This is a genomic window from Microcoleus sp. B3-D2, from assembly GCF_036705345.1.
Lineage (GTDB): Bacteria > Cyanobacteriota > Cyanobacteriia > Cyanobacteriales > Microcoleaceae > Microcoleus.
Map to the genome: position 1 here is coordinate 1 of NZ_JAUBUG010000067.1, position 23155 is coordinate 23155.

The 23155-nt window shown below is 45.6% G+C and carries 19 protein-coding genes, 1 tRNA gene, 1 rRNA gene and 1 pseudogene; 10 read left to right on the forward strand and 12 right to left on the reverse strand.

What is annotated here, in order from left to right; genetic code table 11:
• The 7 genes and pseudogenes from QUB14_RS22100 to QUB14_RS22130 form a co-directional block, all read right to left on the reverse strand.
• A 16S ribosomal RNA gene (locus QUB14_RS22100) occupies positions 1–69 on the reverse strand; the annotation flags it as partial.
• Positions 70–1021: 952 nt separating this feature from the next.
• Positions 1022–2083: a 3-deoxy-7-phosphoheptulonate synthase gene (aroF, locus tag QUB14_RS22105; protein ID WP_333219374.1), complete on the reverse strand. Its 1062-nt coding sequence runs from the start codon at positions 2081–2083 to the stop codon at positions 1022–1024.
• Positions 2084–2282: 199 nt separating this feature from the next.
• Complete coding sequence (locus QUB14_RS22110; RefSeq protein ID WP_333219372.1) at positions 2283–2756, reverse strand: PAM68 family protein; 474 nt, start codon at positions 2754–2756, stop codon at positions 2283–2285.
• 95 nt (positions 2757–2851) lie between these two features.
• Complete coding sequence (rpsO, locus tag QUB14_RS22115) at positions 2852–3121, reverse strand: 30S ribosomal protein S15 (RefSeq protein ID WP_015174482.1); 270 nt, start codon at positions 3119–3121, stop codon at positions 2852–2854.
• 150 nt (positions 3122–3271) lie between these two features.
• Entirely contained in the window at positions 3272–3895 is a 624-nt protein-coding gene (gene ruvA / locus QUB14_RS22120) for a Holliday junction branch migration protein RuvA (RefSeq protein WP_190661926.1), read from the reverse strand.
• A gap of 226 nt (positions 3896–4121) precedes the next feature.
• A pseudogene (locus QUB14_RS22125) lies at positions 4122–4319 on the reverse strand (type II toxin-antitoxin system RelN family antitoxin); the annotation flags it as partial.
• A 91-nt stretch (positions 4320–4410) separates the two neighbouring features.
• Complete coding sequence (locus QUB14_RS22130; RefSeq protein ID WP_333219368.1) at positions 4411–7047, reverse strand: AAA-like domain-containing protein; 2637 nt, start codon at positions 7045–7047, stop codon at positions 4411–4413.
• A gap of 966 nt (positions 7048–8013) precedes the next feature.
• Here QUB14_RS22130 and QUB14_RS22135 point away from each other — a divergent pair.
• The 5 genes from QUB14_RS22135 to QUB14_RS22155 all read left to right on the forward strand — a co-directional run bounded on the left by QUB14_RS22135 (position 8014) and on the right by QUB14_RS22155 (position 10807).
• Complete coding sequence (locus QUB14_RS22135; protein WP_190661922.1) at positions 8014–8223, forward strand: hypothetical protein; 210 nt, start codon at positions 8014–8016, stop codon at positions 8221–8223.
• Positions 8224–8498: 275 nt separating this feature from the next.
• Positions 8499–9071 (forward strand): hypothetical protein, encoded by a 573-nt coding sequence (locus tag QUB14_RS22140; protein ID WP_190661921.1) that lies wholly within the window; start codon positions 8499–8501, stop codon positions 9069–9071.
• Positions 9072–9303: 232 nt separating this feature from the next.
• Positions 9304–10020 (forward strand): GUN4 domain-containing protein, encoded by a 717-nt coding sequence (locus QUB14_RS22145; RefSeq protein ID WP_190661916.1) that lies wholly within the window; start codon positions 9304–9306, stop codon positions 10018–10020.
• A complete protein-coding gene (locus QUB14_RS22150; RefSeq protein WP_333219365.1) occupies positions 10021–10209 on the forward strand; it encodes a hypothetical protein in 189 nt (62 codons plus the stop codon). It abuts the gene before it with no gap.
• Positions 10210–10255: 46 nt separating this feature from the next.
• The gene (locus QUB14_RS22155; protein ID WP_333219363.1) at positions 10256–10807 is read left to right on the forward strand and encodes a Uma2 family endonuclease; all 552 of its coding nucleotides are present in this window, start codon (positions 10256–10258) and stop codon (positions 10805–10807) included.
• Between the two features lie 149 nt (positions 10808–10956).
• On the opposite strand, the gene QUB14_RS22160 is transcribed toward QUB14_RS22155, so the two are convergent.
• Entirely contained in the window at positions 10957–11292 is a 336-nt protein-coding gene (locus tag QUB14_RS22160) for a hypothetical protein (protein WP_333219361.1), read from the reverse strand.
• A 100-nt stretch (positions 11293–11392) separates the two neighbouring features.
• Between QUB14_RS22160 and QUB14_RS22165 the strand changes: the two genes are divergently transcribed.
• Positions 11393–13924, forward strand: a complete 2532-nt coding sequence (locus QUB14_RS22165) for an NACHT domain-containing NTPase (protein ID WP_333219359.1) — start codon at positions 11393–11395, stop codon at positions 13922–13924.
• Positions 13925–14019: 95 nt separating this feature from the next.
• On the opposite strand, the gene QUB14_RS22170 is transcribed toward QUB14_RS22165, so the two are convergent.
• From QUB14_RS22170 to QUB14_RS22185, 4 genes are all read right to left on the reverse strand, one after another.
• On the reverse strand, positions 14020–14739 hold the full coding sequence (locus QUB14_RS22170; protein ID WP_333219357.1) for a DUF2786 domain-containing protein: 720 nt from the start codon (positions 14737–14739) through the stop codon (positions 14020–14022).
• 230 nt (positions 14740–14969) lie between these two features.
• Complete coding sequence (locus tag QUB14_RS22175; protein ID WP_333219355.1) at positions 14970–16184, reverse strand: DUF790 family protein; 1215 nt, start codon at positions 16182–16184, stop codon at positions 14970–14972.
• Positions 16185–16199: 15 nt separating this feature from the next.
• Positions 16200–16661 (reverse strand): DUF3598 family protein, encoded by a 462-nt coding sequence (locus tag QUB14_RS22180; protein WP_333219353.1) that lies wholly within the window; start codon positions 16659–16661, stop codon positions 16200–16202.
• A gap of 244 nt (positions 16662–16905) precedes the next feature.
• Positions 16906–18444, reverse strand: a complete 1539-nt coding sequence (locus QUB14_RS22185) for a DEAD/DEAH box helicase family protein (RefSeq protein ID WP_333219350.1) — start codon at positions 18442–18444, stop codon at positions 16906–16908.
• A 697-nt stretch (positions 18445–19141) separates the two neighbouring features.
• Between QUB14_RS22185 and ald the strand changes: the two genes are divergently transcribed.
• From ald to QUB14_RS22205, 4 genes are all read left to right on the forward strand, one after another.
• Positions 19142–20230: an alanine dehydrogenase gene (gene ald / locus QUB14_RS22190; protein WP_190742041.1), complete on the forward strand. Its 1089-nt coding sequence runs from the start codon at positions 19142–19144 to the stop codon at positions 20228–20230.
• Between the two features lie 262 nt (positions 20231–20492).
• Positions 20493–20574 (forward strand) — tRNA-Leu (locus QUB14_RS22195).
• Positions 20575–20647: 73 nt separating this feature from the next.
• A complete protein-coding gene (locus QUB14_RS22200; protein WP_333219346.1) occupies positions 20648–21424 on the forward strand; it encodes an RNA methyltransferase in 777 nt (258 codons plus the stop codon).
• A 727-nt stretch (positions 21425–22151) separates the two neighbouring features.
• The gene (locus QUB14_RS22205) at positions 22152–23111 is read left to right on the forward strand and encodes an RNA polymerase sigma factor, RpoD/SigA family (protein ID WP_333057356.1); all 960 of its coding nucleotides are present in this window, start codon (positions 22152–22154) and stop codon (positions 23109–23111) included.
• The last annotated feature ends 44 nt before the right edge of the window (positions 23112–23155 follow it).

A 23155-nucleotide genomic window follows, 5' to 3' on the forward strand; every position in this document is an offset into this window, starting at 1 on the left:
CCGTTCGACTTGCATGTGTTAAGCAGACCGCCAGCGTTCATCCTGAGCCAGGATCAAACTCTCCGTGTTGTTGAGTTCTTTTTGGCTAAAGTCAAGCTATTTCCACTCAGCCCTGAAGGCTGGTTTTTTTCCCTTGACTTTTTTCTCGTTGTTTGCGATATTGAGTATCAGCTTTCGCCTTGACTCTCTATCTTGATTTTTTTGACGAGGTTAATAGTGCTTTAAGCTTTCAAACTATTCTTTTTTCTAGGTTCAGTTTTTTGCCTTTAGTTCGCGGTTGTTTGAACCGCCTCTCTTCTGGCGCTTTATTAATGTATCAACTCTCCCCAGAGTTGTCAAGCGTTTTGCCAAAATATTTTTGACTTTTTTTGAACCTATACACAACAAGGGTTTTGGCTCTCCTTCACCGCTCGGCTATCCGAGCGCTGACTCCTCTTCAGGGCTTGGGTCTACTTTTTGACCCCGGAAATATACTTTGGACCGGGACTTGGTTGAGTCGATGGAAGGTAGTCGGGTAAGATTCGAGAGTCACCTCTGTCCCCTCCCCTAAGAACGCAGCATGAGAGTTTCCAGCTCACTGCGCTCAAGCTTTGCTTCAAGCCCGTTTCAACTTGGTTTTTGAATTTACCTGCTTATGGCAGGTTTTGTGAAGGTGTTCAAGGTTTGGTAGTGATCGAGATGTAATGAAAATATGTTTGTCGCCGCAAGGAACCTGAAAGAACTTATCGCCGACGTAGTACATTCGGGGTTGGGAATGATAGCCAACAGTGGATTAATTATCTCGAAAAATATGCTGAGCCTGTAGAATAGTTAATGAAGTTAACTCGTAATCAACGTCATTTTTATCGACATGGGTTCAAGGCTGTAACCTTAATCAGGCAAGGTTCCTAGCTATGTTTGTCACCCCCCCAGATCGCCCCTGGGCCTCTATTCCAAAAACAGAATAACAAAATCCCCGACTTCTTAAAGAAGTCGGGGATTTAAGCGCGATCGCATTTTAGGTTAGGCGTTTCGCCTGTTTTTATGCCAACACTGGCACGGGTTGCGGCCAACGACCCATGACTTTACCAATCACCGCCAATTCTTCCATCAACTTGTCGAACTGATCCGGTGTTAAAGATTGTGGCCCGTCAGACAAAGCTTTTTTCGGATTCGGGTGCACTTCAATCATCAGCGAATCAGTACCAGAGGCGATCGAAGCAAAGGCCATTGACGGTACAAACTGCGCCCAACCGGTGCCGTGACTGGGGTCAACCATAATCGGTAAGTGAGTCAGGGTTCGCAATACTGGTACTGCCGACAAATCTAGCGTATTCCGCGTATATTGCCTGTCATACCCGCGAATTCCGCGCTCGCACAAAATCACGTTCGGATTGCCAGAAGCCATGATATACTCAGCAGCCATCAACCATTCTTCAATGGTGGCGGAGATGCCGCGCTTCAGCAAAACGGGTTTATCTTGAGCTCCGACTTTCTTCAACAGTGAGAAATTCTGCATATTTCTCGCCCCGACTTGGATCACGTCGGCTACTTCCACGATCGCACTTAAATCGGCCGCATCCATAACTTCGGTGATAATTCCCAAACCGCTAGCTTCCCGCGCCGCAGCTAGCAATCCCAAAGCACTCTCGCCGTGGCCTTGGAAAGCGTAGGGGGAAGTTCTGGGTTTGTATGCGCCACCACGAAGAAAATGAGCTCCCGCAGCTTTGACGCGCATTGCCGTTTCGACAATCATTTCTTCGTTTTCGACCGAGCAAGGGCCTGCTACGATCGCGATCGGGTGATGCAAGCCGATCGTTACAGTTCCTAAAGGAGTAGCAACCGCTACGGAGCTGGCTTCTCCTTGGCGGTACTCCAGAGAAGCGCGTTTGTAGGGTTTTTCCACGCGCAGGACTTCTTCAATCCAGGTGCTCATTTCGCGCAGTTGCAGAGGTTCCAGCTCGGCGGTGTCGCCTACCAAACCCATAACAACTTTGTAACGGCCGACGATTTTTTCTGGTATCAAACCCCAGTTAGTGCGCAGGTCTTCGTCTAGTCGATCGATCTCGGCTTCTGGAGTGCCGGCTTTCATTACAATAATCATATTTTTTTTGCCTTTTTAGTTGGGCTAGAAACGGATGATGACTCTGATGCACTGAGAAAAATAGATGCAATGGCGATCGAGAATCTATTTATATCAGTATTATTAGCATTGTTGTGGGGCTGGTTCTTGTTCCCTCCCCAAATACAAACTCGCTAATGGTTAACAGCTTACTTTTTAGCTAATGACTCATGACTAATGACTAACTTTTTGGCTTCGCGGCGCGCCACGCTTCTCGCATCCGTCCAAAATTGGTATTAAATTCTTCCCACCCCAGAGTGCTTCCTGAAATTTCTTCATCCCAGGAAGCTGAGAGGACTCCGTAGCTTAATCCCAGAACGCCTAGACCAAAACAGCCCATGCTTACCAGCAATACTGCTGTGTTGGGCAAATCAAACAAGCCCTTGCTGACTACGAAATAACTCACAAAAAATGTGGAAATTCCCGATAGGGTAGGTACGCCGCAGAATACCGCTATGCGGGATATCATGCGTTGGCTGACTACTTCGGGGATGGATTGCGACTGTTTTCGAGTTTTGTTAGCTTTGGGCTGCTTGTCGGCAGAATCCAACTCTAAGGCTACGCTTGGTTGGGGTTCTGGGGGCTTTTTAGGCGTTTTTTTACGATTTGTTGCCGGTTCAAAGGGCAAGCGCTTGCGGGGTGGTTCGGAGGACATATTTTATCTCTAACCTGAAATCTCGAACATTTTTCAATAACTCTTGGTGTTTGTCCAAGATTAAAGAATATTGTCGCAAATTTTGGCTGTGGTGTTTAGCCGCGAATGCCTAGACGGGCAATCAATGCTTTGTAGCGATCGGCATTTTGCTTTTGGATGTATGCCAGCAGGCGCTTGCGGCGGCTGATCATCATCATCAAACCGCGCCGGGAGGCGAAGTCTTTTTGGTTGATTTTCAGGTGGGCGCTGAGTTTTGTGATGCGATCGGTCAGCATGGCGACTTGGACATCTGCTGAGCCGGTATCGGTTTCATGGGTTTGGAAGTCGCCCATGATTTCTTGTTTGCGCTGTTGTGTAAGAGCCATGAATTGATTTTAGTTTTTTTTGTACGATTGTCACAATCTCCTATGTTATCACAGGGGAAGCATAACAACGATAAAATTTTTGCCAGGGATGGGTTTGTTGGCCCGGCGGAATTTTGGTTTTTATTCCCGGTTTCGGGATCGGGTAGGGGATTATCGGCTCAAATAAGCGATCGCCTCACGTATCCAATCATCGGCATTCGCTTTGGCGGACAAAGTGCTGTCTTGACTGAGGGTTTGCAGCGCTTGCAAGACTTCAGCCGCAGTGTATCCCATCGCCAGCAAGATCATCTCGACTTCTTCTTGAATAGCTGGGGGGACTCCGGCGGCGACGGAAGTTGTCAAACCTGCTTGCTGTCGCCATTCCGAGAGTTTGCTTTTGAGTTCGAGGGCGAGGCGTTCTGCGGTTTTTGTACCGACGCCCGGTGTTTTGGCCAGGATGCGGGTGTTACCGCCGACGATCGCCTGGACTAAATCTTGCAATCCTAAAGTATCGAGAAGTGCGATCGCCAGTTGAGCACCCACACCGCTGACACTCGTCAACTGCCGAAACAAATCGCGTTCTGCCGCGCTGCCAAAACCGTACAATACGATTTGATCTTCCTTAACTTGCTGGTGGGTAAAAATTTGGGCGACTTCGCCGGATGCTGGCAATTGACCGGTCACGCGGGGCAAAATTTGGATTTCATAGCCAATTTGATTGACTTCCAGAGTCAAGATGACGCGGTTGCTGCCTTTGGCGATATCGGCGACTGTGCCTTTGAGATAGCTAATCATAGAGTTAATAATACACCGCTATTGGCTTTCATCAAAATCGGCGATGATGTTGCGGATGGAGTTGAGGCTGATGTCTGTGCGATGCCCTTCGGGATAGCTTCGCTTCACGGATTTTGAATATATGGTTAACAAAAGTACGATCGACGGCTATTCAACTCGATCAATCATGCGATCGTCTAAAATCTCAAATCTAAAATCGATCGATTCTCTCCCACACTTCCGAGATTCATCTGGTTTGTCCGGCTTTAGCTTGCTGCAACGATCTTCTGAGACTTGCTTTTTTTACTTCTGCAACTAAAGTATCGTCGGGGTCTTCTTCAGCTTCATCTGTAGGTTTCTGAAAAAGGACGATGATTTGCACGCGGCCGGGAGTTTCTGCGGTTAAAGGTCGATCGAGAATTAATTGACCTTTTTCGTCGATCGTTGCTGTGACTTCTCAGGCTTTTATTTGTTTTCCCGTGAGGTTTTTAAATTCATACTAAGCTATCACGCTGATCGAGCGCTTTTGTTATTTTTTAATTCAAAATCAGATGCTGTTTAACCAAAGACAAATCCGTCTTACCAAAATTCACAACCAAAGCTACATTGAAATTTTCCAACGATTTGACAAACCACATAATTTCATTAGAAGCTTTACCTTCATAGTGATTAAACAAAATAGAAAATCGCTTTTCCAACTCTGGTTTGACCTTGCCCGAAAGCAGTACAAGTTTCAGCAGTAAACCCATTGTTCTGCTGGCACCGAGGTTGTACACCAAGTCGTAAAAAACGTAGTGGCTGGGATGTTGGGAATTTTCCACTACTAAGAAGTTGAACAACTGGTGGCAAGTCCGAACTAACAATGAATTATTGAATTTCACCGAGTCATGTTCTCGCAATGTATTTTTGATTTGTTTGTACAAACGGTCATTAAATTGACGCCCGCCGTATTCGGGTTCGATAGACGCTATTAAATATTCATATAAATCCACTTTAAATGAGGCGTAAGATGGAGTTTGTCTGGAATCTCTCAGGAAAAATTGAGCGGCTTCTTTGTAGCTGCGATCGCCTGCTACTTTTCCGGCAAATTCCATGACGGCTAAGTGCAGTTCTGCATCGTTCAAAAGTGTGGGATTAGGCGCTCGCTGCACAATTCCTATTTCTGTATTTCTCGGCTCAACCAAATAATTTAAATATTGAGACAAATGTGTTTCAAATTGTTGCTGTCTTTGAAATGCCAGTTTTTGAATAGTTTGTTGGTCTTCCTCAATGCTGCCCTTGCTCAGTAGAGAATAGCCGTACAAATAAGGATACCGACATATCAATTCGCCCAAAGGAGAATCAGTATCTTGTTGCTGCGGTTCCGCCTCTCTATCTAGGGCTTTTACTAAGCGCTCTAGGGTCTGAAACTCTTCACTTTTAGTAAAGAAAGCTATTTGTTCTTGCAAGCGCTTGACTATGTAAAATTCCGTCCCGAATCGGGGAGAACTCTGCTTAAATAAAGCTACTAAATTTGCGATCGCGAACTGGTTGTGTGATTGCAATTGCCAGCGGTTGATCGGGATGTAGCAGCAGCGGTGTAGGATATATTTAAAGTGCTGATCCAATCGCTTGACGGAGACTATACTGTACAAAGTTGCTTCAATCTCTCGCTCGGGATACCCCATGCCGTCGATAAATAGCTTTCGGAACCGCTCGATCACCTGTGCGGGGGATTCTGTTTCCACGCAGGAGACGATGTGATCGTACAATATCTGTTCGTTGCTGCCAGTTGGAACACTATCTGAGGGCGGGGTGAGGATGCGGCTGTCTGCATCTGTGTCTACGCTGATGTCTGCAACTTGTGCGACAACCACTGTCGGTTGTTCCCCAAAAGTTCGATCGGGATTCAAGAACCAATAGTGTTCTTGGCTTAATTGTTTGTTCGCAGCCCAATCCAAAGCTGACTGCAAACTTTCCCCTGTCAATAACAGCGATTCATCTTCGCGGTCTGAAGCCAGCCATGCTGCTAGCGCGGAGTAGTAGGGAGCCAATTTTCCCAGCTCTTTTTCTACCCAGAATTGATTAAAAACTGACTGATAAATTAGGTTGGAAACTATTAATTTACCGTGAGATTTAACAACCAGTCCTGACAGTTGCAATTCTAGTTTTTCGGGAGAGTATTCTGCTGGTAGTCCCTGCGATTCCCCCGGTTTTGTTGCCTTGACAGGTTGCAAAGCTTGCTGGTACACGGTTAACAGCCGCGTGAGGTCGCAGTGGCTATGGAAAATGCGATCGCGTATGGGTATCAAATGTTGGGGTTCGTCTTCTTCTTCCCAATTTTTAATAATTCTGTGTTTGATTAGTTTTTCAACCTGCTGAGCTTCGGAATTTCGACCAATAAAAGGCCCGTATTCAAGTACCAAGTGGCAAAGTTTGTGAGTGAGAAACGGTTGACCGCCCGTCCAAGCTAATATTTCTTGGAGCACTTTTTGGGGGCGAAAAGCTTTCAGGGCTAATCCTTTTGCTAGCGGCAAACTTTCGTGCAGTTGGAATCGACTTAAATGAATCTGCCGTCCAATATAAAAAGGGTTGCATCTGGGATCTCGGATCAATTCTGAGGGGGCTGCTACTCCCATAACAGCAAAAGTCAGGCGATTGTATTCCGGTTGCTCTGCCCGCTTGGAGTAACAAGCCCGGATCAAGGCAAAAAAATCGCTGGTACTGAAATTTAGGCTGCTGATGCTGTCAATGTCATCTAAGAAAATTACCAGATTTTGCTGAAGTGACTTGAGCAAAACTTTTTCGATAAATATCTCCAATCGCTGCACCGGTGATAGCAGTTCGCGATCGTTCCACCACTTGATGGCATCAAACCTGTTTGTGATGTGTAAACTGCTTGCCATGCGGTACATGATTCCTGCGTACCACTTTTGGGGAGAGATATCTGGGCTGCTGATGCTTCTCAAGTTGATGGCAGCAAAAACTGTACCTTCGGCTTGCAACCTTTTGGCCGTTTGCACTAGCAGGCTGGACTTGCCCATTTGTGGCGAACTCAATACGTAGCAGAAGTCTCCCGCTTTGAGTCCTTCGTAGAGCTCGCTGTCTGCCGATCGCCTGACATAGGTGGGCGCACCGGCAGGCAAATATCCTCCGACTTGATAGTGGTACGTTGAGTTGACTTCTGCTGTCATCTGGGAATTCATCAAGATTTTACGCCCCTATGCTGTGCGATCGAAAGGTTACAAGGTGGAATTATTGCCAGCTTACTATGGTGGAAAATTTTTGTTCCTCTTTCTCTATTGTCTACTAGCTCAGCTTTCTCCTTGTCAATCTTTACCGTATCTTTGCAAGCGTTCGCCCCAAATCCTACGATCGGCCCAATCGTAGCCCGCCACTTGATTTTTTACACTCGTTCACATAATTGATATTTTCACTCGATCGGATTAAGAACGCTAAAACGCCCTTTTTTTTCACATTTTTTTACAATAATACTTTAAATTTCACCCGGTGGTATGATGTTGGCAGGGAAACTCATAACCACACCGCCGTCTACCTTCTGCCTTCAGCTCCGCCTGCCGGATGCCAGAGAAAAACGCTGAAGAATGGCTGCCAATAAAAAACCCCAGCGTTTTGCTGAGGACTGCTTGAGTGGGAGATATCGTTAATCTGCGTTTTTTTAGTTGACTTAGATTGCATGGAATTCCATGCTGCTGACTTTCCCCGGGCTTTCGCGTTCGGGGATTCCTAAAGAACAAACTTTTCAGGATGCATCCACAAAAAGTTTAATTCTTAAAGGCTTTGTCAGTACCAGGCTAACCACTTACTCAACTATAAAAGTTAAGTCGGTGGCTAATTGTAGAAGATGCGCCCTGATGGCTTAACTACCCGATGGATTAGCACCCTGATGGCATAACTCCCTGATGGATCGACGCCCTGATGGCTTTCGCTCCACTACCCAAAAAATTCGGGTTGATGGATGATCGTGGACGTTAGTAACACGTCACTTCCGGCGTTTCCGATCGCAAGCGGGTGTGCCTGTCTGAATTGATTATGGCAGGCAGATTTATCAGAAGACAAGTGGGCTATTGCATCAACCCATTTCTGACAGATCGGGTTAGCCAAAAAGTGTCAATCTACGGAAATCAGGGTCATCGAACATGAAAAACAGCATCTTAGTATTAGGGGTAATTGCCTCGGCTGGCTTCGGCTTTTTCCAGGCAGGCAGCGCCAGCGCTTCAGCGATCGCCCCACAACATTCATCAGCCAGCAGTTTGACGGCTTGGGAGAGTCGTCCCGACTTTAACTACACTGGAACGAATGAGGATGGGGAGGCAGAAGAGGTAAAAACGGGTAAAGGCAGGAAATAATTGGCGCTCTTGTGTGGTTTGCTCTTGTGCGGTTGTGGTTGTGGTTGTGGTGGCATTTGTTGTCGCAACCGCCTCTGATCGAGGCGGTTAAAACTCGATCCCAAGATCGGTCTACCTAATCCCGGGGGTGGGGATCAGTTTCAGAGAACGGTGGATGGGAAAATAAACAGGTAAGGCGAGTCTGTCGGTGGAGTTTCCCCGCCTATCAACTTCCTTACCTTCTGATGTTCGGGATTCGGATCTGGCACAATCGTATTTGATATCGTAAAAACCCAATGGAAAATACTCTCGAAACTACCCGCAGACAGCGTGTATTAACACGAACCCAGGAACGGCGTCAGGCGACACCCAAAGAAAAACAGTTGATTCACCTGCTAGCCAATATGGCTTGCAGTTTGATTAAATACGATTACAAACACGCAGCGGGGAAGGGAACCCTCCCGCCTTCGGAACGCAAGCGTTTAGCGGAATGGCACTACCTGCGAGTTCAGCAAATTCGCCGGATCGAACGCTCATTGGAACCCGTAGCGACCCTTAAGCGCGTGTACTACAAGAGCATCCTCAGTCCGAGAGATCTGAAGTCTTTGAAACTTCTGTGGCTGGAGGAGGACAAAAACCGCGTCAAACGGGTAGATCCTGAGTTGGACGACATCCTCAGCGAAGCTTTGGATCGGGGAGATACTTTAAAACAGCTATTTCACTCGATCGAAGCCAAAGAACGCACCTTTTCTGCAACTCCTAGCCCCGGCGCCGTGCCGCTTTGGGTCAAAGAGTGGGAAGACTCGGAATATGACATAAACTTTTTTCCGCCTTCCTTCCCTGCATGGGTTTCGATCGTGGACGACTAGGTTCAAGAAAAACTCTTTGACATGGCATCGATCGTAAAATTCAGATGGTAGACTTATTTGCTATTGCTGCCATTGGCGAAGAGGGTGGGGGCGATAGGCTAAACCAGGCGGCGTTGCGCGCAGGCATCCGAGTACAGAGAAGTGAATCGGAGTCAGTACCATTGTACAATGGGGGAAAACCAGGGCTTCAGCTAATCGCTGATAGCTGATAGCTGATAGCTGATAGTTTCTCATGACTGACTCGATTTCTACTTCTCCTCTAGACTCGGCGGCCGATACAGCCGAACTCCGCTCTCAGTTGAGGTCAGGTTCGGAAAAAACTCAACTGCAACTGCTGCAACAACAAATAGCAGATTCCGGTTGGGATGTATTGATGGAATTTTTATTAGAGCGCAAGTCAGATGCACCGACTGCGGTAATGGGTAAGGCTTACCAAATTCTTTACAGTGCTAATTCTCCGAGAGCGACGGAGTTTTTGCAAGCGAATTTTCCGACTGGGCTTGTGCCGCTGCGATCGGACTCTAACATTGATTACACTCCGCTGCAACAATTATTGGCGTTACAGGAATTTCAAGAAGCCGATCGCTTGACTTTAGACAAGCTTTGTGAATTGGCTGGTGATACAGCTTTGCAGAGAAAGTGGCTGTATTTTACGCAAGTTGAGAGTTTGCCCGTAGCGGATTTGCAAACAATTAATACGCTGTGGAAAGTTCATTCTGAAGGCAAATTTGGCTTTTCAGTGCAGCGGGAAATTTGGCTGAGTTCGGGGAAGAATTGGGATAAATTGTGGCCGCTAATTGGCTGGAAAAAGGGGAATAATTGGACGCGCTACCCGCAAGAGTTTATCTGGGATTTGAGCGCGCCGAGAGGGCATTTGCCGCTGTCAAATCAGTTGCGAGGAGTGCAGCCGTTTGCGGCTTTGATGGCTCATCCTGCCTGGTTGAAGTGAATGGTTTTGGGGCTTTTGGGGAAGGTGGGGCGGCTGGATGGCCCGCCCTGCTATTGTTTTTGGGGAATGGGGATTGTGATTTTTGAGGCAGAAATTCACAGAAATTCACAGGCGGGACGCCTGTTCCACTTTTGGCATAGAGGGAGAAGGGCGATCGTACTTCTAGGAATGTTGGGAAATTTTGTATAATTGATATTTGAATTAATTAGCGAGAGGGCTGGGAGTCATGGTAGGCATGGGAACCAAACTCACTTTAGCAGAATTTCTAGCTTTGCCCGACGGAGATGTATATTGTGAGTTTGTAGATGGTGAAGCAGTTCCTAAAGTGTCTCCAAAATTTTTTCATTCCAGTTTACAGGGAGCTTTGTGTCTCCTAATTCGTGGATGGTGTAGAGGAAGGGGGCGAGTGCTTCCAGAATGGGCGATTTTGTTAAAACGTCAGGATAAAGATTGGGCGCCTGTTCCTGATTTAACGTACATTTCTTATGCGCGTCTGCCGAAAAGTTGGCGGCGAAACGAAGCTTGTCCCGCAATTCCTGAACTGGCGATCGAGATTATATCGCCGGATCAAAGTATGAAGGAATTTGAAGAGAAGGCGAAAGATTATTTGGCGGCGGGCGTTCCGCGAGTTTGGGTGATTGATCCAGAGGCTATTTTAATTAGAAGTTTTTTGACCGATGGTTCTAGTCAAGTTTATACGGATAATACACTAATTTTGGATGAGTTGCTGCCTGGTTTGGAGTTGACGACTAGACAGATTTTTGAAGAAGCGGAATTGATTGATTGATTGAGGGCGATCGTACTCTGTGCAGGATATCAGTCGTAGGGTGCGTGACCACGGGAAAACTTTAACTCGCGGCGGTGGGACTATTGATTGTCACGCACCGCACGCGGGCAAAGCATTGAATAATACGCTGTCACCGGAAACGATATCACTTACACTTCGAGACGGATTTTAACTGTTGTTCCAAAAGCTTTTCTGAAGGCTGATTCAACATCGGGAAGTTTTTGAATTGCCATTAGCAAAAGTGGTGTTGAGGAAACTTTAATCCGGGCTTCGCCATCATTGAGAGCAATCAGTTTACCGTGCTGTAACATGAGTTCTTTAGTGCTGCGTGGTGATATCTGAAGCAGCACAGTTTTCCATGTCAGACCTAGCATACTTTGAATTGCTTCTTCCATTTGTTTGAGTGGATCTATTTTCTGAGGCATTACAGGTAGTTCTAGTTGAATGGGGAATTTGGGTGAGTGTCGATTATTGAGACTTGTCATAATCAAAGTTTCCTCTGTGGCTTGACTTTTTAAGCATGACAGCTAGGAATCTCATATATTGGTAGTGAGACAAATCTCATTTTTATGAGAAACGCCTAATATGGATGCCAAAACAGTCAGAAAGATTTTCGAGACACTACCTTCCAACTGCAAGCCCAAGCAGGTACTCCTGAGAGTGTTAGCGGGTGAGAGTAAGGCAAAAATTGCCCTTGACATTTGTCAAGGAAGCGAACAAGCAGTACAGCAGCATTTGAAAACGCTTTATAAGAAGTTTCAGATTCGAGATGAAAGAGAACGCAAACTACCAGGGTTAATTGCTCTGTTTGCCAAGTCAATGCCTGAGTTGATAGGTGTGGGTAATTCTCAAGGGATTAACGAATCGCAGCCATCAGTCTATGATGATGAGACTTGGGTAGGTGGTGAGGAACCGAAGATCGCAAACCCAAGCACCAGTGTCGATCAAGAACAGAATTTTGGTTGGGTTGAAGATGCTTCAGAGGATAACCCCGATGTCTTGGTGCAAAGGGTGCGATCGCATCCCTATCACACTGCTAAAATTAAAGATCAGTGCGGACAATTACGCATCTTAGATGTTGAATGGCCAGTTGAAATAGATAATATTTACATTGAGGTCAAAGTTCTGGAAAAGCTTCCTAGCAATAGTAGGAAAACGATTTCTGATTTTCTATGTTTAAATTCAGCGATAGATAAGTCTGACCGTCTTGATGTAGATAAATCACAACAAGAACGAGTACCGGGTCTAGAGGTAGCAGCAAATAACTTGAAGTTAATGGTACTGGGAAAACAAGGGTCAGGTAAAACCACTTTTTTGAATCATTTAGCAATTCAGTGCAACCAAGGTAGGTTCCAATCTCAACTTATACCGATTTTTATAGAACTGAAATATTTTGCTATGATTGCTCGGGATAAATGTAATTTTAGCCTTTTAAACTACATCATCGACGAATTGTTAAATTGTGATGTTTGGGAAGAACAGATTAATACCTTGCTTTTTAACGGCAGAGTTTTTATTTTGCTTGATGGTTTAGATGAGGTAGAGCCAGAAAATGCTGATGCAGTTTTGAGAGAAATATATTATTTTTCAACACACTATTTTAGAAATAAATTTGTTATAAGTTGTAGGATTTCTACTCAGCTTGCCAATCGGCGATTTAGTTTAAAATTTACTGAGGTCGAAGTTGCCGATTTTAAGAGTGAGCAAATACAAGCATTCGCTAAAAAATGGTTTGTAGCAGTTGCCAGGAACTCTATAGAGCAGGGTTTAAGCCAAGCTGCTGAGTTTATTAAAAAATTGTATCTTTCAGAACATCAATCAATTCTAGAACTAGCAGGCACACCTATCTTGCTCAATCTAGCCTGCTTAGTTTTCCAAGAGAAAACTAATTTTCCTTCTACCCGAGCTAAGCTTTATGAAGAAGGATTAGACATTCTGCTTTTCCGATGGGATGAAGCCAAGAACATTAAACGGGATGAAATTTATCGAAAGTTGCCAGTGCGTAACAAAAAACAACTGCTGAGTCACGTAGCAGCCATTACATTTGAGCGAGGCGATGAAATTAAAGTTTTTGAGCGAGATATAATAGAGCAAATCATCGCCGACGGTCTTACTAAATTAACTGATGAAAAAAACGCTCCGGTGCAAGTACAGTTAGATAGCGAAGCAGTGCTGAAGTCTATTGCAGAGCAAGATGGGCTACTTGTAGAACGCGCAAGAGGAATTTACTCTTTTTCTCATCTCACATTTCAGGAGTATTTTACCGCTTGGAAATTTGCTAATAGTTTAGAGCCACAATTTTTAGAAAAATTACTCGTCCATATTAGTGAAGAGCGATGGCGAGACGTGTTTTTATTGACTTCGGAAATGTTACCTTCGGCTGATGAATTAGTGCGATTAATGAAAGAACAAATTGATAAAATTATACCCCAAAATGACCAATTTCAAAAGTTTTTTGGCTGGTTAAAGCAAAAATCTTTGTCAGTCAAGAATCAAGACCAAGTTCCCTTCCGACTAGCTACCGTGCGGAGTTGGTATTTTGCTCGTGAAGTAGACCGCTTTTCTAACAGTATGCGAGAGCCTGTATCCAGTCTTTTTAAGTGTGCTTATGCTCTGGAGCAAACGGTTTATTTTGGAAGTAATAATGCTCTTGATCTAGATAGCGCAGTTTATTTTTTTGTTGTTTTTGCCGATAAACCTAAAGTTATCCGTTCTTGTGCGCTTGATGCTGTCCTTGAACTTAAACCTGAACTCAAGCAAAAGCTCGAAAAACTCAAAGATGAGATACCTGAACTACCTAATGACGAAATAGCTGAGGATGAAATATCTGAGGATGAGGAAAACAAAGAAAAATCTCAGAAATTTAATAATTGGTTTGGCAATGATTTTTCCCGGTGGTTTGACCAAGTAAAAGTCGTAACAACTGAGTCTCGGAATATAGGCCATGATTGGCAGTTCAACGAAGAATATAAAACTCGTTTACGGCAGTATTATGATGCTAATAAATTATTAGTTGATTGTTTAAATAGTAGTCGTAATCGTAGTCCGACAATAAGAGCGCATATCGAAGAGACTTTTTTATTACCTCAAACGAAATATTTTCAGCAATACAAGTAACAGATATCGCGGTCTTTTTAGACAAGATATATCTATTACACCAAAACTGAAGCAGATATTAACAGCCTAGATTGAATTGCTAACTATACTTAAACTCAAAGACTTTCATTAAGTTGTTTCATATCCCCTTGCGGCTGCACTTGCTTGTGCAAACTAATTTTGTCGCCCACTTCATACCCCGAATAAAAACCCGCCGCGCTGCTGACTTGAGAACCACTTCTGGTTTTAACTTTAGCCCCTCGGCCCTCTAGATAATCCGCGATCGCCTGTTGATTTTTCTCAAACATCGATCGCACTACAATCCCTGGAGTAGCCGCCACATCCCCCGAACCCGGAATCCCCGACTCTTCCATCTCCTGTTTTTGTTCCAACAATCTTTGTCTCAACCTTGTCGCGCAGCCAACCCGAAAAGCATTCAGATACGCCAACCCCCTGCCGTTTCCTTTGCGGTAATTTGCTCTTTTTTCAATTGCCGAACTCAAATACTCGTAAAGATGTTTGCAAACAATCAGGTTAGTAGAAGTTCCCACCAAAAACATACTGCCTGTATAAGTATTTCGCATGGCATTGCACCCGTTAGCGTCGGCAATTCCCGAAAGCAGCATCATTTTCCAAGTGACAAATTTCGATGTTGTTTCAACTGAGTTTTCGTCAATCTCTTCTTGGTGACTTGGCCCTAAATCCGCGAGGCTGAGATTGTACTGTGCCAGTAAAAGGGAAGCTTTTTGGGCCGCCGCAGTCGATTCGTTTTCATTGGATGAGGTGGCGAGGGCTAAAAGCTTTTTGATTCTTTCGACAATACTTGTGTCTGCCATTTTTCAATCAATTTTAGGGTAAGAGTAAGCGGTGGCAAGGATTCGGCGATATTCTCATTTTAGTATAGCTGGGAATGTGCGAGGTTTTTTGAGGAGGATTTTTTTGAACCGCAGAGGGCGCAGAGGGCGCAGAGAGAGACAGAAAACAGTAGATTTATTTTTCTTTAAACTCTTGTGGGGTGGGCTTTGAGCAGCGCCCTAAAAGTTAATTTTAAATGCAGAATAACTTACTATTCGAGGACTTCCAGCACTGATTTCGGCAACAATTTATCTTTAAACCAGACTACTTTTGCGGGCACGTCATTTACATTCACCCCGGCTTTTTCTAAATTCAGCCGTTCGGAAATAGCTAAAATCAAGTTATCGCATTCAGACTTCTGTACTTGTGCAAATTTCTTTTGCAAATACTCCGGCCGCCAATAGCCAACTATTTCTAATAAAAACACTCGCCCGTCGGGATGCACCAACCGAAAGTCGGGAATCATCACGCTACCTGGAATCGGAATTAAATCAACTTCTCGCTCTAGTTGCCACTCGGTTTTTGTGGAATTCCATCTTTCAGCAAATGCGGCTTCTAACATACTATCATAAGGCTTGCCAGGGGGATAGTGGCTGACTAAACCGCAGTCGGAATTTAGGGTAAATTTACCTGTTTTCAAAACGCCGCTAAAAGGATCTTTTGTGTGCAGTGTCGAGTGCATACTCCATTTAGTGACGTGCAGCAGTGCCGGCAGCATTTTCGCCAGGGCTAAGCCGTAGCGGGTGCTGGGTTTGAACAAGCTTGTAGGGCCGTCTATTGTCAGTGTAAAACCGTGGTCTGCATCGCCTTCGATGTAAGTCATTAATTGAAATAGTTTCAGATAGCGAAATAAGAGTTTGTATTCTCCTGGATCGTTGCGGTGGGCGGTTAATTGGACTTGACTTGCTCGGTAAAATATGCCTTGAACTTGAGAAAGATTGTATTTGTGAAGCAAGTTTTCGGGTGTTGGTGCATTAAACTCAGTGAGGATTTTGTTTTCGTTTAAATCCGCGTATAAACCTGTAGTGATTTCGCTGGGTAAAACTTCTCTGTTTAACTCTTGGCTGAGTTCACTTGCTACTTTTTCCAGGGTTAATTGGGTGGATTGAGGGCTGGGAGTCGATCGCGCGGACAAGGCAAAAACCCGCTGTCTCAACTCTGAGGGTTCTAAGGGACTGATGACTTCCAAGGTGCAGAAACCGCCTTTCAGCAGGTGCGCTAATCCCCGTTTCAGCCGATAATCGGGGCTGTCGCCTTCTAATTCTAGCAAGCGTCCGTCGAGTTCGCCTTGGGTTTTGCCGATCGCACTTTGGAAGCAGTCGATCATTTCGGTGGCTGCATCTAAGTTTTTAGCATCTATCTTGAGGCGGAGAGGAATAATTGATTCTCCGTTTTGGCGGTGACTTAATAAATCAGTGGGTAACATAAGCAGTGAAAAGTTTTACTCAATTCTTCGTTCAACAATCACCATAACTCCCCTAAGTTTTCCCTCTTCTGTCAAGCTTTGGGTAGTCCTAATTCGCCGATCGGAACTGACAAGATTGATTGTTTCAACCGCCCTCATAAAGCCAGTTGCTTTGTCCCATACTTGAAAAATTATCAACTCCTTTCCAACTTCTGTCGCTAGTGTATTGTAGTTGGGAAAAACCGAGTCGAGACCTTCAATTTGCACTTGCCCTTCGCCGACAACATAACCCACAAAATTTTGGGTTATGTTGTCGCCATTGGCATAAGTTTGAACGTTAGTTTGCCTCCATTGGTTGTCAACTATTTTCTGAGTTACCACTGCTGTAAAACGCACGGTTTCCTTGCATTCGGCATCGAGTATTGTCCAGTCTCCCTCCCAAACTCCTGTATGTTTGGGGAAAATTTTAAAGTTACTTAGTTGTGCAGTTTCGCTCATTTTTAGTAATGTAAATTAGTTGATATTGAGATTATACTCTACTTTGGCAATCTTCAATTTTCCTTATAATCATCATTTTTTTCTCCCCATTTTGCTGGCGATGCCGCTGCTTTTTAGTCGCCTCTCGGTTGACTCCGTAAATCGATTGTAGATTGTAGTTTTTAAATAGACCTAGGACTGATTTAATTATCTAGCCATCTTTTCGCTAAGACTACCCATCCCACAACTAACTTATTTAGGCTTACTACCAGGGAATTTCATCATTGTCTTCTCCCCATTTGGCGGGTGATTCTGCTGCTTTTTTGGTAGTCTCTCGGTTGACTCCGTAAATGGGTGTTGGTTTGACAGTTTCTAATTTCTGATATTCTGGCTTTGGCGGTTCTATTTGTGTTTGTGGTTGGGGTTTGTGAGGCTGCATTCCTCCTCTGCGGCGTTGAGAAGTTCTTTCTTCGCTGGTGTCTTCGGTGACGACTTCGTAGAGAATTGCTAACTTATTTACATCGCTGCTTTTGCGGAGAACTCGACCCAATCGCTGAATGTACTCGCGTTCGCTGCCCGTACCTGACAATATGATAGCAATTCTGGCGTCGGGAACGTCCACTCCTTCGTTGAGGACGTGGGAGGCGACGAGGGTTTTGTATTCGCCGCTGCGAAAGCGATCGAGGATTTCGTGGCGTTCTTTGACAGGGGTTTGGTGGGTAATTGTGGGGATGAGAAATTCTTGGGAAATTCGGTAAACTGTGGCGTTGTCACCCGTGAAAATTAGGGTGCGCTGGGGAGAGTGTTCTGCTAGTATTTGGGCTAAAATTCGCAGTTTTCCTTCGGTACAAAGGGCGATTTCTTTGGCTTGGCGGTGGGCTAGCATGGCGCGTCGTCCCAGGGGCGATCGCGCGCTTGCCATGATAAACTGTTTCCAACCTTCGAGGCTGGATATTCGGATGTTAGACTGTTTTAAGAAGTCGTTGCGAATGTTGATTAATTCGGCGTAGCGGTCGGTTTCTTCTGTTGACAGTTTTACCATAATTTGAACTATTTTATGGTCGGCTAAAGCATCGCCTGCCAAATCTTCGGGTCTTTTGCTAAATACTGTCGGGCCGATCAGGAAATGCAAATCGCTGTGGCGGCCATCTGTGCGATCGGGTGTAGCTGTCAGTCCGAGTCGAAAAGGCGCGATCGCATATTCGGAAATTACTCGATAAAAGTCCGTTGGCAAATGGTGGCATTCGTCAAAAACCAGCAAACCGTATTTATTGCCCAAGGTTTCTGCATGAATACTTGCACTGTCGTAGGTGGCGACTAAAATTGGCGTTTTGTCCCGCGAACCTCCGCCCAACAATCCGATTTCGATGTCGGGAAAAGCTGCCTTTAAATTAGCATACCACTGGTGCATTAAATCAAGAGTTGGTACTACAATTAATGTACTGCGACCAGTGACTTGCATGGCTAATTGTGCCAGATAAGTTTTGCCGGAAGCAGTGGGGAGGACGACTACTCCTTGGCTTCCTGCTTCCTGCCAAGCTACGAGGGCCTGTTCTTGATGTGGGTAAGGCTGCATTTCCACGCTGGGTACGAGTTCGAGTAGTTCGTATCCCCTAGCTTCGTCGGTGAAGTGAATGCACTCGGCTTGGAGGCATTCTACCAACGGGCGGTAGTGAATGGCTCGAATGCGGTATTTTTCCACGCGATCGTCCCATGTCGCAAAGTCCACCCAGTCTCTGCCTTTGGGCGGCGGGTGTAGGAGGAGCGTTCCGCGATCGAATGTTAAGGTAGGTATGCGTGGCATTTGTTTAGATAGGGGGGCGAGTTATGCCTGTTAAATTATAAGTGACCGATCAAATATATTGACACCAAACTCTCTAGAAGTTAGTTTTTTTTTAAGCAAATCTATAGAACCACCATCTACTTTATACTGTTTCGGGCTATTTTTTGAGATTATTACCATTTTTTTTAGCAGATAACTTTGCCAAAATCTCAAAAGTTTATTTGCAGCTACCTACTTAGTTGAACGTCGGGCGAAGATGTTGGAATATTTCAAGATATTATGGTTGCTGATATGGTAACTCAATACGGGTACTTGGTCGAAAAAATCATTTCTCTTACCAAGCCCCAAAAACTGCAACTCATTGATTATAATTTCGAGTCATTTAAATAAAAACTAAGTTCAAAAAAAATAAAAAAATGGGGTATAAAAGGTAAATCTAGAATAACCATTTTAAGTAGCTTTACTTACGACTATTTTGACGTAAGGTATATCAATGCCGACCACGTATATCAAATAAAGTAGGAACAAGCTAACAAGACGATCGACTGGATGGAAAACGATCAATTTGGGAAATTGCGATCGTACTGGCGGGAAATCCCACAAAAATTCTCCTAGCCCAGCCGGATTGCCAAATCTAAAATCTACAATGGTATTGTCCCGCTGGGGATGGTTTTTAGGTTAGATTCGATCTATGTATGCCTGAGATTAGAGGTTATAGATGGAAATAGGCGTCCCCAAGGAAATCAAGGATTTAGAGTTTCGAGTCGGGCTCAGTCCCACAAGTGTCCGGGCTTGTTCGGACAAAGGCCACACAGTTTTTGTGGAAACGAATGCTGGTGCTGGGGCCGGTTTCGCGGACGAGGACTACGTTGAAGCAGGGGCTAAGATTGTTTTAAAGGCTTCAGATGTCTGGAATCGCGAACTAATTGTTAAAGTTAAAGAACCGCTGCCTGCTGAGTATCCGCTGATGCAAAAAGAGCAGTTGCTGTTTACATATTTGCACTTGGCGGCCGATCGCACATTAACCGAGCATTTAATCAGCAGCGGAGTCCAGGCCATCGCCTACGAAACCGTCGAACTCCCGGACAGAAAATTGCCGCTGCTGACGCCTATGAGTATTATTGCAGGGCGTTTGGCCGTGCAGTTCGGAGCTCGATTTCTGGAACGACAGCAAGGCGGCCGGGGCGTACTTTTGGGTGGGGTACCGGGGGTAAGACCGGGTAAAGTTGTGATTTTGGGCGGCGGAATTGTCGGCACAGAAGCAGCCAGAATTGCTGTAGGAATGGGCGCGAGAGTGCAGATATTAGACGTAAATGTCGATCGCTTAGCCTACTTAGAAACTCTGTTCGGTTCCAGAGTAGAATACCTCTACAGCAGTCCTTTGCAAATTGAAGCAGTTATCCCCGATGCTGATTTGTTAATCGGTGCGGTTTTGGTCTTAGGTAAAAAAGCTCCGGTGCTGGTTTCTCGCGAATTTGTTGCGAAGATGCACCCCGGTTCTGTGATTGTTGACGTAGCCGTTGACCAAGGCGGCTGCGTGGAAACTTTGCGGGTAACTTCACACACAAATCCTACTTATGTTGAGGAAGGAGTTGTGCATTACGGCGTGCCGAATATGCCCGGTGCCGTGCCTTGGACTGCGACTCAAGCTTTGAATAACAGCACTTTGCCTTATGTTTTGCAGTTGGCAAATAGCGGGATTAAAGCTTTGGAAATGAATCCGAGTTTGGCGAAGGGATTGAACGTGCAGAATCACCGATTGGTGCATCCGGCCGTGCGCGAGGTTTTCCCCGATTTGGCCGATTAGATTCCCCTTTTTTCAGCAAATCCCGTAGGTGCGTCAGATCAAAGCTTCTGGATTATTAATAACCGGACGCGAGCTGACGCACCCTACTCAACTACACAGCGTTTTGCGATGTTTGGCTAACAGTAAATCCTCGAAACTAAAGGATTTCTCAACCCCAACAGTAATTTGTGCAAAATATTACTCGCAGCCCAGAAAAAAATAAATTCCCCAAAACACTTGACAGATTCGCGAACTTATGGCAAAGTAGTAATTCGTGACCGATGCGGAACTGGCGGAATTGGTAGACGCGCATGATTCAGGTTCATGTGGTGCAAGCCTTCCGGGTTCAAGTCCCGGGTTCCGCATTCCAAAGGCAGAAGGAAGTTTGGGGTTAACCCGGTAAAGGCAATAACCCCATTCGCTCTGCTGAATTAAACAATGCTGACAAGTATTCAAAACCCCCTAGTTAAAGAAATTCGCAAGCTGCACAGCTCGAAGGGACGCAGGGAACAACAATTATTTTTACTCGAAGGGACGCACTTGCTCGAAGAAGCTTGCGCTGCCAAATACCCGCTAGCAACTGTTTGCTGCACTCCCGAATGGCTGGATCAGCACGGGAAACTTTGGGAGCAAGTTGGTAATTTAGCCGATCGCACAGAATTAGTAAGTGCAAAAGTGTTAGAGTCGATCGCCACTACAGTCCAACCCGACGGCATTGTCGCCACCGCACCCCGCACTGCAACAGATCCTGCAAAATTGTCAACTTTAGGAATAGCCCTAGAAACAATCCAAGATCCCGGCAACTTGGGGGCGATCGTCCGCACGGCTGCGGCTGCTAATGCTGACGGTTTGCTGCTGAGCGCAGACAGCGCCGATTTAGACCATCCCAAAGTGCTGCGCGCCTCGGCAGGAGCTTGGTTTAAGCTGCCAATGGCAGTCAGTCCAGATTTAACCGCCGAAGTCTCCGCGTATAAAAATCGAGGAATGCAAATTTTAGCAACTGTCGCCGGGGCCAGTTTAAGTTATTGGGAAGTAGATTTGCGAGTGCCGACTCTGATAGTTTTGGGGAACGAAGGCTCTGGTTTGTCGGAAGAATTGAGGAGTTTGGCCGATCGACAAATCCAAATTCCCCTGAGTCGCGGCGTAGAATCTTTAAATGTGTCGATCGCCGCAGCCCTCATCATGTACGAAGCTCAACGCCAAAGAACTGATTAGACTTATTGCATAAATTTTTGATTGGTAGGGAAACCGCAGATGCAACGCAGATTCATTTCCAGAGAGGAGAGCGAATGCCTGCAATTGAAATCTCTTATTTAATTGTTAATTAATCCTTATCTGTAGGGCGGGTTCATCAATATCTGTAACTTCAGATTTATACCCTTGGACAGACGGGTGGCCTGAAATCGGGTTTTTCAACCAAAATACCTCGTTACAGCCCGCAGATTCGGTAAAAAGCCTGGTTTTTTGGGTTCGAGTGCGATCGCCAAATGAAGCTGGCGGGCATTTAAATTGTATTTTTCACTTGGTATTTTTCACTTGCGCTGTGCCAAAAGTGTTCCCTCCCCATATCCCCCTCTGCCCCTGTGCCCCTCTCCCCCTCTGAGATTTTGCCGATTTTGTTTATATTGATGCAACTGTGAAGCTAGGAAAGCGGGTATTCTCGTACCAACAGTCCAGGCTTACATGAAATAAATATGAAGAAGTGTAGGCAAGTGCTCTCACAAATGTTAAGATTCTTAACATAACGTAGTATTGTGCACACCCCAACCAAAACCTAACCTGAGACGGTTCTGACTGGGAGTAGTAGCTAGCTACCATAAAATTAAGCCTCTTTAAATGGAAGGAAAGCGCAAGTCCCCGCCCGCTTTCCTTCCCAGCTAAAGCTAGGGGTTTGCGACTACCGCAAACCTTTAGAGGCACAGATCCTCAGCGGGAAAAGCTCATGAAAACTCTTAAGTCCTCAGATACAGATTCTGTTCGCGCTTACTTGCGGGAAATCGGCCGCGTTCCCTTGTTGACCCATGAGCAAGAAATACTCTACGGGAAACAGGTACAGCGCTCAACCGCACTGCATCAGGAGAAAAATATTTTAGCCGAAGAGTTAGGCCGCGACCCGACGGCGGCTGAATGGGCACAGGCAGTTGGGCTGTCTGAGGCACAGTTGCAGCGGACGATCGAGCACGGGGAAAGGGCAAAGCGCCAAATGGTGGAAGCGAATCTCCGTCTGGTAGTGTCTGTTGCCAAAAAATATATCAAGCGCAACGTAGATTTACTGGATCTAATTCAGGAAGGCACGATCGGGATGCAGCGGGGAGTAGAAAAATTTGACCCGACTAAGGGCTACAGATTTTCTACTTATGCTTATTGGTGGATTCGTCAGGCAATTACCCGGGCGATCGCCGAAAAAGGCCGCACCATCCGCTTGCCGATCCACATCACCGAAAAGCTCAACAAAATTAAAAAGGCTCAGCGCCAACTTGCTCAACAGCTCGGTCGCGCGGCCACGGCTGCTGAATTGGCATCCGAGTTAGAATTGACTCCCAAACAGATTCGCGAATATCTCGATCGCGCGCGCCTGCCACTTTCCCTGGACTTGCGCGTGGGAGACAATCAAGATACAGAGTTGGGCGATTTGTTGGAAGATACGGGTACTACGCCAGAAGATTTTGCCCTGCAATCTTCCCTGCGGACTGACTTAGACCAGCTAATGGCGGAACTGACTCAGCAACAGCGAGAAGTGCTCGCCTTGCGGTTCGGTTTAGAAGACGGACAAACCCTAACTTTGGCAAAAATAGGCGATCGTCTCAACATCAGTCGGGAACGAGTGCGGCAAATAGAACGGGAAGCTTTGACCAAACTCCGCAAGCGCAAGCAAGATATCAACGATTATCTAGCCAGCTAGGTAGATTGGGGATTGGCGATCGGGTCCCCCCCACTTGCAATCCC

Coding starts and splice junctions, on each gene's coding strand:
- QUB14_RS22140 (WP_190661921.1), top strand. CDS start 8,499: ATGGAAAATACTCTCGAAACTACCCGCAGACAGCGTGTATTAACACGA.
- QUB14_RS22150 (WP_333219365.1), top strand. CDS start 10,021: ATGGTTTTGGGGCTTTTGGGGAAGGTGGGGCGGCTGGATGGCCCGCCC.
- QUB14_RS22200 (WP_333219346.1), top strand. CDS start 20,648: ATGCTGACAAGTATTCAAAACCCCCTAGTTAAAGAAATTCGCAAGCTG.
- QUB14_RS22180 (WP_333219353.1), bottom strand. CDS start 16,661: ATGAGCGAAACTGCACAACTAAGTAACTTTAAAATTTTCCCCAAACAT.
- QUB14_RS22130 (WP_333219368.1), bottom strand. CDS start 7,047: ATGACAGCAGAAGTCAACTCAACGTACCACTATCAAGTCGGAGGATAT.
- QUB14_RS22160 (WP_333219361.1), bottom strand. CDS start 11,292: ATGACAAGTCTCAATAATCGACACTCACCCAAATTCCCCATTCAACTA.
- QUB14_RS22145 (WP_190661916.1), top strand. CDS start 9,304: ATGACTGACTCGATTTCTACTTCTCCTCTAGACTCGGCGGCCGATACA.
- QUB14_RS22205 (WP_333057356.1), top strand. CDS start 22,152: ATGAAAACTCTTAAGTCCTCAGATACAGATTCTGTTCGCGCTTACTTG.
- ald (WP_190742041.1), top strand. CDS start 19,142: ATGGAAATAGGCGTCCCCAAGGAAATCAAGGATTTAGAGTTTCGAGTC.
- aroF (WP_333219374.1), bottom strand. CDS start 2,083: ATGATTATTGTAATGAAAGCCGGCACTCCAGAAGCCGAGATCGATCGA.
- QUB14_RS22185 (WP_333219350.1), bottom strand. CDS start 18,444: ATGCCACGCATACCTACCTTAACATTCGATCGCGGAACGCTCCTCCTA.
- rpsO (WP_015174482.1), bottom strand. CDS start 3,121: ATGGCTCTTACACAACAGCGCAAACAAGAAATCATGGGCGACTTCCAA.
- QUB14_RS22110 (WP_333219372.1), bottom strand. CDS start 2,756: ATGTCCTCCGAACCACCCCGCAAGCGCTTGCCCTTTGAACCGGCAACA.
- QUB14_RS22170 (WP_333219357.1), bottom strand. CDS start 14,739: ATGGCAGACACAAGTATTGTCGAAAGAATCAAAAAGCTTTTAGCCCTC.
- ruvA (WP_190661926.1), bottom strand. CDS start 3,895: ATGATTAGCTATCTCAAAGGCACAGTCGCCGATATCGCCAAAGGCAGC.
- QUB14_RS22155 (WP_333219363.1), top strand. CDS start 10,256: ATGGGAACCAAACTCACTTTAGCAGAATTTCTAGCTTTGCCCGACGGA.
- QUB14_RS22165 (WP_333219359.1), top strand. CDS start 11,393: ATGGATGCCAAAACAGTCAGAAAGATTTTCGAGACACTACCTTCCAAC.
- QUB14_RS22135 (WP_190661922.1), top strand. CDS start 8,014: ATGAAAAACAGCATCTTAGTATTAGGGGTAATTGCCTCGGCTGGCTTC.
- QUB14_RS22175 (WP_333219355.1), bottom strand. CDS start 16,184: ATGTTACCCACTGATTTATTAAGTCACCGCCAAAACGGAGAATCAATT.